This window comes from Streptomyces sp. NPDC007162, from assembly GCF_040634175.1.
Taxonomy (GTDB): domain Bacteria; phylum Actinomycetota; class Actinomycetes; order Streptomycetales; family Streptomycetaceae; genus Streptomyces.
In genome coordinates, this window is the sequence record NZ_JBEYFC010000421.1 from 1 (window position 1) to 7,902 (window position 7,902).

Annotated in this window: 5 protein-coding genes; 2 read left to right on the top strand and 3 right to left on the bottom strand. The window is 70.1% G+C overall.

Annotated elements, in window-relative coordinates; translation table 11 throughout:
* The 3 genes from ABZ646_RS34625 to ABZ646_RS34635 all read right to left on the bottom strand — a co-directional run.
* Positions 1-329: ATP-binding cassette domain-containing protein (locus ABZ646_RS34625; protein ID WP_360527931.1), on the bottom strand; the 329-nt coding region annotated here is incomplete at its 3' end.
* A gap of 2 nt (positions 330-331) precedes the next feature.
* Positions 332-1,489, bottom strand: coding sequence for a substrate-binding domain-containing protein (locus ABZ646_RS34630; protein WP_360527934.1), 1,158 nt, complete (start codon positions 1,487-1,489; stop codon positions 332-334).
* A gap of 555 nt (positions 1,490-2,044) precedes the next feature.
* On the bottom strand, positions 2,045-3,094 hold the full coding sequence (locus tag ABZ646_RS34635) for a LacI family DNA-binding transcriptional regulator (protein WP_360527937.1): 1,050 nt from the start codon (positions 3,092-3,094) through the stop codon (positions 2,045-2,047).
* A gap of 603 nt (positions 3,095-3,697) precedes the next feature.
* On the opposite strand from ABZ646_RS34635, the gene ABZ646_RS34640 reads away from it, so the two are divergent.
* Together ABZ646_RS34640 and ABZ646_RS34645 are read left to right on the top strand one after the other, a co-directional pair.
* Entirely contained in the window at positions 3,698-5,191 is a 1,494-nt protein-coding gene (locus ABZ646_RS34640) for an arabinofuranosidase catalytic domain-containing protein (RefSeq protein WP_360527940.1), read from the top strand.
* Positions 5,192-5,279: 88 nt separating this feature from the next.
* Positions 5,280-7,901 carry an alpha-L-arabinofuranosidase C-terminal domain-containing protein gene (locus ABZ646_RS34645; protein ID WP_360527943.1) on the top strand — a complete coding sequence of 874 codons (2,622 nt, stop codon included), beginning with the start codon at positions 5,280-5,282 and terminating at the stop codon, positions 7,899-7,901.
* Position 7,902: the final 1 nt, after the last annotated feature.

Consider the following 7,902-nt stretch of genomic DNA (forward strand, 5'->3'; position numbering starts at 1 on the left):
AGCAGGTTCTCCGCCACCGAGAGCTGCCCGACCAGCGGGAACTCCTGGGAGACCATGGCGATGCCGAGCTGACCGGCCGCCTCGGTCGACCCCGCGACGAGCGGCTCGCCGTCGATCAGGATCTCGCCGCCGTCCCGGTGGACCGATCCGGCCAGCGTGCCCATCAGCGTGGACTTCCCGGCTCCGTTCTCACCGACCACGCCGACCACCTGACCGGCGTAGAGGTCGAGTTCCGGCAGGTCGAGGACGCGCACCGGTCCGTAGGACTTGTGCACCCCCCGCAGCCGCGCGGTGACCGCGCGGCTCGGGGTGTTCTCCGCGGCCGTCATGCTCAGCCGATCCCGAGCTGCGACTCGAGGGACTGGTACGCGCTCAGGTCGGACTTGGTGACCAGGCCGACGCCGGAGCTCAGGGTCGAACCGTCCTTCTCCAGGTAGGGCTTGACGAGCGCCATGGTCTTGTCCTTGCCCAGCACCTTCTCCGCGGCGAGGAGGTACGCGCCGGTGTAGCCCTGCTGGTACGGCATCTGCACCACGGTGCCGGAGATCACGCCGGACTGGATGAACTTCAGTGTCTGGGCGTCGGAGTCGTCCGAGACGATGTGCACCGAGGCCGTCTTGCCCGCGGAGGTCACCGCCTGCGCCAGCGCGGGACCGTCGTAGGAGTAGACGCCGTACAGGCCGTTGACGTCGGGGTTGTTGGCAAGGATGGTCTCCGCGTCCGAAGTCGCCGTGCTGGCCTGGAGGTTGTCGTTCACCTTCTGGGCAACGGTGATCTGGGTGCCCTTGAGCGCGTCCTCGAAGCCCTGGATGCGCTGGGTGGCGTTGGACGCGGTGAGCGAGCCGACCAGGATCGCGACCTTGCCCTTGCCGCCCAGCACCTGCTTCATCGCGGTGCCCGCCTGGAAGCCGGCGGTGTAGTTCGGGGTGCCCAGGTAGAGCGAGGCGGCGTCGGTGCCGGGCAGCGGCGAGTCGATGGCGAGGACGCTGATGCCCTTCTGGACGTCGGTGTGGATGGTGCCCGCGGCCGAGGTCGGGTCGATCGCCGAGATCGAGTAGCCGGTGACGCCCTGCGAACGCAGGGTCTCCAGCTCGGAGTTCTGCTCGGTCAGCTTGCCGTTGGGCGGGGCGAAGTAGGTGCACTTGCTCTTTGCGATGCCGAGGTCGGAGCAGCCCTTGAGGAAGCCGACCTGGCCGGCCTTCCAGTAGTCGGCGGCCACGTTCACGACCATCGCGATGTCGACCTTGGAGAGGTCCTTGCCGGCCAGCGCGGACTTCAGCGCCGCGTCGAGCTTGGCGAGGTTCGTCTGGTTGAAGGTGACCGAGCCGGCCAGCTTGACCGGGGCCGAGCCGGCGCTCGCGGAGCTCGACGAGCCGCCCGAGCCGGTGGAGGTGGAGCTCCCCGAGTTCTTGGAGCAGCCTGCGGCGGCGAGCGAGATGATCACAGCGGTCGCGACGACCACGGTGCGGGACGTTCTGCTACGGATCATGTTGATCAGCGCCCTTCTGGACGTGTCGGGTGGCGTGCCGGGGTGGCGTGCCGGGTGGTGGTCGGACGGGCTTCGGTTCTCTGGTGTGCGGGCTTGTCCGGTGCCTTGCGTGTCCGGGCCTGTAGGGTCGGCCCGGGGAAGTCGGCGGTCGGGAGCGGAGGTGGTGCCTCGGGGACGGCCGGTGCGCGCACCGGTCCGCGGTCCGGCCTGTGGGCAGGCCGAGGACCGGTCGGCAGGCGGAAGGTGGGTCGTCAGCTCGAGAGCGGTGCGTGGTGGTGGGCGCCGTCGTGGCCGGCGGTGGCCGGTCGTGCCGGACGCGGGGCGTGCGCGCGGGTTCGGGGAGCCTGACGGTGATTCAGGACTTGGGGGCCGACCGTTCGGGGCGGTGGGCCGGGGCGGAGCTGTCGCGACCGGTGGACGTCACGGCCGATCGCTCACGGCCGGTGTGCGACTCCCCGTACGGCACGTCGCCCACAACGGGCCGTGATCACCCGGGAGTCGGTGCCGTGTCGGGGGGCGGCCGGATCTTTCCTGGTCACGCCGACGGGGCGGCTGTCATCTCGGACTCCCTTTTCGGTGGCGGGCGCGGGTCGCCGAGGTCCGCACCACGAGACTGGGCGGTATGACGATGTGAGGTGTCTCGCCGGACGCCGGGATCCCGGCGTCCGGATCACCGACGATCTCGATCAGCGCCCGCAGGGCACGCCGGCCGAGTTCGTCGAAGTCCTGGCGGACGGTGGTCAGCGACGGGCCGAAGTACTCGGTCTCCGGCATGTCGTCGAACCCGACGACGCTGATGTCCTCGGGCACCCGGTGCCCGGCCTGTTGCAGGGCCCGCAGCAGGCCGAGTGCCAGGTGGTCGTTGGCGCAGAACACGGCCGTGACCTCGGGGTCGGCGGCGATCCTGAGGCCGTGCTCGTATCCGGTACGGGCCGTCCAGTCGGCACCGGCCAGCGGTGCGGGCACGGGAGCCCCCCGCTTCTCCAGGGTGCCGCGCCAGCCGGCCTCGCGTTCCTGCGCGTCGAGCCAGGAACGCGGCCCGACCAGGTGGTGCACCGTGCGATGACCGAGATCGAGCAGGTAGGAGGTGGCGAGCTCGGCACCCGCCTCGTTGTCCACGGCGACCGAGGCCAGGGCCGTGTGGGTGCCGCAGCCGACGGCGACCAGGGGCACGTCCGCCGGCACGCTCGCCAGAGCGCCCACCGCCGCGGTCTGCGGCGCGATGACGACGATCCCCTCCACGCCCTGGTCCCGCAGCCGGTCGACGGCGTCCAGCACCGAACGCCGGTCGAGAGCGCCGACGGCCGCCACGATGACGAAGTACTCGTGCTGTCTGGCCGCCTGTTCGATGCCGTAGAGCATGCAGGCCGGGCCGTACAGCGTGGTGTTGAAGCTGATCACGCCCAGGGTGCGGGTGCGGCGGGTCGCCAGGGTGCGGGCTGCGGCGTTGGGTCGGTAGCCGAGCTCGCGGACGGCGGCGAGCACCCGCTCCCGGGTGGCGGCCCGCACGTTCGGGTGGTCGTTGAGGACCCGTGAGACGGTCTGTTGCGAGACGCCCGCGATCCGGGCCACGTCCGTCATCACAGGTGCGCGATCACCGTCCATGCTCCCCCTCCTCACGCGCCGTCAGAATGTCGGACCGGGCTGCTTCTCCGGTGGGAGCGGCGGGCCGTGACGAATTGTTAGCGCACTCATTCTGAGGGGGTCAAGGCTGTTCCGGCCCTCCGTCCCGGCGGTTTCCCGGCTGCCCACGATGTCCTAAAAACGGTTCTGAACTGGAAGTACGAGCCCCGTGCGAGGCCTCCGCGGGCATGACGGCACGCCTGGGTAAACAGACTGCACAGCTTTTGTTTCCGCACTCTTGACTGTTCGGCGGTGTTGACCGCGTATTCATCCCACCGTAAAAAGACGGAGTCGCGAAACCGGTCGTTCACCCGCCGACCACGCGAGAACGACACCGGCACGAGTCCCAGGTCCCCGGACTGATCAACACCATTGACCTGCTGATACGCAGTCAGCAACGCAGCTCCAACCAGAGCGGCGGACAGTCCGGCCACCCTCACGGCCACCGCCAGTCCCCACAGCTCGGACGAACGACCGCACCTGAGGGGCCGAATTGTTAGCGCACTCAAGCTCATCCCTCCGGAGCAGGCGCTGCCGGACGGGAGAAGAACGCAACGACGGAAGAGGTGCACCGTGAAAGGTCGTGTGACAGGCCCACGCCTGAGAGGGCTCCTGCTGACGGTGGGCGCGGTCCTGGCCCTGGTCGGAGGCATCCTGGCCGGGGTCGTCGGCATCGCGGGCACGGCCCAGGCCGCTTCGTCCCTGCCCTGCGACGTCTACGCCGCCGCGGGGACTCCGTGCGCCGCGGCACACAGCACCACGCGGGCGCTCTACGGCTCGTACAGCGGCTCCCTCTACCAGGTCAAGCGGGCCTCGGACGGCGCCACCACCGATATCGGCGTCCTCAGCGCCGGCGGTTACGCCAACGCGGCGGCGCAGGACTCCTTCTGCTCCGGCACGACCTGCACCATCACCAAGATCTACGACCAGAGTTCCCACCACAACGACCTGACCATCGAGGGGCCGGGCGGCAACGGCGGACAGGACGTCGGCGCGATCGCCGACGCCCTGCCGGTCACGGTCGGCGGCCACGCGGCGTACGGCGTCTTCGTCTCCGCGGGCGTCGGCTACCGCGACAACAGCACCACGGGCATCGCCACCGGCAGCTCTCCCGAGGGCGCGTACATGGTCACCAGCGGCCACCACGTCAACAACCGCTGCTGCTTCGACTACGGCAACGCCGAGACCTCCACGAACGACACCGGCAACGGCCACATGGACGCCATCAACTTCGGCACCGAGTGCTGGTTCTCCCCCTGTTCCGGCTCGGGGCCGTGGGTCCAGGCCGACCTGGAGAACGGCCTGTTCGCCGGCGCCAACGGCTCCGACACCGGCAACAAGGGAAACTCCAGCGAATACGTCACCGCGCTGGAGAAGAACAACGGCACGACCACCTACGCGATCAAGGGCGGCAACGCGCAATCGGGTTCCCTGACCACCTGGTACAGCGGAGCCCTGCCCAGTACCGGCGGATACACGCCGATGTCCAAGGAGGGCGCCATCGTCCTGGGCACCGGCGGTGACGACAGCAACGGGTCCGACGGCTCCTTCTTCGAGGGTGTCATGACCTCCGGTTATCCCACCGACGCCGCCGACAACGCCGTACAGGCGAACATCGTGTCCGTCGGCTACACCACCCCGGCCGCCGCCTTCCCGGTCGCCGGCACCGCCTACCGGCTGACCAACACCAACTCGGGCAAGGTCCTGGACGCGGTGAACTGCGGTACGGCGAACGGGACCTCCATCGACATCTGGGCCTCGCTCGGCAACACCTGCCAGCAGTGGCGGTTCGCGAGCGCGGGCAACGGCCACTACACCGTCACCAACGTCAACAGCGGCACGGTCCTGGACGACAAGAACTGCGTGCAGAGCAACGGCACGGCCGTCCAGTTGTGGGCCTCGCTGGGCAACACCTGCCAGCAGTGGGACGTCACCAAGGTCGGCAGCCACTACACGCTCACCAACGTCAACACCGGTATGACGCTGGACGTCGCCAACTGCGGAACGGCCAACGGCACCGCGGTCCGTCAGTGGCAGCAGCTCGACAACACCTGCCAGCAGTGGAACATCGCCCCCTGACCTGAACCCGACGCGCCGACGGCCCGCCGCCCTCCCCGACGGCGGACCGTCGGCCTGCTCCCCACCTTTTTGAGCAAAGGAACCCCGCATGTCCCCAGAAGCCGGACCGTCCCGCAGAACCGTCCTGACAGCCCTCGGTGCCGCGTCCCTGGCCGGGACCTTCGCCGCCGCCCCGCCCGCCGCCGCCTCCGGGCGCTCCGGTTCGACGGCCGTGGCCGCCCCCGCCGCGGAACTCCCCGCCGCGGCCGCGCACTGGAGCTTCGACGAGGGCTCCGGCACATCGGCCGCCGACTCCTCGGGCAACGGTCGCCCCGCCACCCTCCAGGGTGCGGCCGGCTGGGACACCGGCAAGGTCGGTGCCCACAGCCTGAGCCTCACGGCGGACGGCAACGCGACCGCCTCCGGACCGGCCCTCGACACCTCCAAGGCGTTCTCGGTGGCCGCCTGGGTCAACCTCGCGCAGCTGGGCGGCTACCAGACGGCCGTCAGCATCGACGGCAAGTCCGTCAGCGCCTTCTACCTGGGGCTGCGCGACGACACCGGGACCTTCGCGTTCGCCCGGCTCCCCTCGGACGCCACCCAGGCGGCCGCCGTCGCGGCCGCCGCCTCGGCGCCCGCCACCGGCACCTGGACCCACCTGGTCGGCGTCAGCGACCCCACGGCGGGTGTCACCCGCCTCTATGTCGACGGCGTACTCGAAGGGGAGACCGCCTACACCGCGGGCTGGGCCGGCACCGGCGACACCGCCGTCGGCCGCGCGCTCTACGGCGGCGGGCACGTCGACCAGTGGCACGGTCTCATCGACGACGTGTGGCTGTTCCCGGCCGCCCTCACCTCCGACCAGGTCGCGACGCTGGCCGGGGTGCCGGTGGAGACCACGACACCGTTGCTGAGCGTGGACGTGGCCAACCCCGCGCACGCCGTGTCCCCCATCCTCCCCGGCCTGATGTTCGAGGACATCAACCACTCCGGCGAGGGCGGCATCTACGCCGAACTGGTCCAGAACCGCTCGATGATGGCCAGCGACAGCACGCCCGTGCACTGGTCCGCGGTCGGCGGCACGACCCTCGCGCTCGACACCGGCACGCCCCTCAACGACGTCCTCAAGCGGTCCCTCAAGGTCGTCCTGCCCGGCGGCACCGGCACCGGGAACCGGGCCGGGGTCGCCAACGACGGGTTCTGGGGCATACCCGTACGGCCCCGGACCACCTACACCGCCCGCCTGTTCGCCAAGGCATCGCGCCGTGTCGGCCCGCTCACCGTGGCGATCGAGTCGGCGGACGGCACGACGGTGTACGCCTCCGCACGGGTGCCCCACATCGGTACCGCGTTCCGCGACCGCCCCTTCGAGCTGACCCTGCGCACCGGGGCACGCACTCCCGTGGTGGGCGACGCGCGGCTGACCGTCACCACGGCCGACCCCACCGCCGCGGGCGAGACCCTGTGGCTCCAGCACGTCTCCCTCTTCCCGCCCACCTACCGCGACCGCCCCAACGGCCTGCGTGTCGACCTGATGGAGAAACTGGTCGCGCTGAAGCCGAAGTTCCTGCGCTTCCCCGGCGGCAACTTCCTCGAGGGCAACACCATCGCGACGCGGTTCGACTGGAAGAACACCATCGGCCCGGTCTGGGAGCGCCCCGGCCACATGGACGACGCCTGGGGGTACTGGTCCACCGACGGACTCGGACTCCTCGAATACCTGGAGTGGGTCGAGGACATGCACGCACAGCCCGTCCTCGCCGTCTTCGCCGGCTACACCCTGAAGGGCGAACACGTCACCGGCGACGCGCTCGCACCGTTCGTCCAGGACGCGCTCGACGAGATCGAGTACGTCACCGGCCCCGTCACCAGCACCTGGGGCGCGAGACGAGCCGCCGACGGACATCCGAAGCCGTTCCCGCTGGAGTTCGTGGAGATCGGCAACGAGGACTGGTTCGACTCCTCCGGGTCCTACGACGCGCGGTTCACGGCCTTCCACGACGCGATCAAGGCGAAGTACCCGCACCTGAAGCTGATCGCGACGACGACCGTCACCAGCCGCACACCGGACCTGATCGACGAGCACTACTATCTCGCGCCGTCCGCCGCCCAGGCCGCCACCCACAAGTACGACAACCGGGACCGCGGTTCGACGAAGGTCTTCGTCGGCGAGTGGGCCGCGCAGGAGGGACGCCCCACCCCCGACCTGAACGCCGCGCTGGGCGACGCCGCCTGGCTGGCCGGCCTGATCCGCAACTCGGACCAGGTGCTGATGGAGTGCTACGCGCCTCTCTTCTCCAACGTCAACAACAACGTGTGGGCAACCAATCTGATCGCCTACGACAACCTCACCAGCTACGTCTCCCCCAGCTACTGGGCGCAGCAGATGCTGACGAGCAACCTGGGCCGCACGGTCCTCCCGGCCACCGCCCGCGCGCTGCCCGGCCTCGCGACCGTGGCCACCCGCTCCGGGAACCGCCTCTACCTCGCGGTCGTCAACTACGGGACGGAGCAGGCAAGCGTGCCGATCGAACTGAAGGGCCTGCCGAAGGGCGTCAGGAGGAACGCCACCGCCACCGTCCTGACCGGCCCCTCGCCCGCCGCGACCAACACACTGACCGAACCCACCGCGCTCACCCCGAAGAAGACCACCTTCACCGGCGCCGCGGCAGCGTTCACCAGCACCTTGCCGCCGCTCTCCGTCACCGTCCTGGAACTCACCCTGACCTGAC

Excerpts from the sequence above, each read along its gene's own strand:
- ABZ646_RS34635 (WP_360527937.1), bottom strand. The coding sequence starts at position 3,094 with ATGGACGGTGATCGCGCACCTGTGATGACGGACGTGGCCCGGATCGCG.
- ABZ646_RS34645 (WP_360527943.1), top strand. The coding sequence starts at position 5,280 with ATGTCCCCAGAAGCCGGACCGTCCCGCAGAACCGTCCTGACAGCCCTC.
- ABZ646_RS34630 (WP_360527934.1), bottom strand. The coding sequence starts at position 1,489 with ATGATCCGTAGCAGAACGTCCCGCACCGTGGTCGTCGCGACCGCTGTG.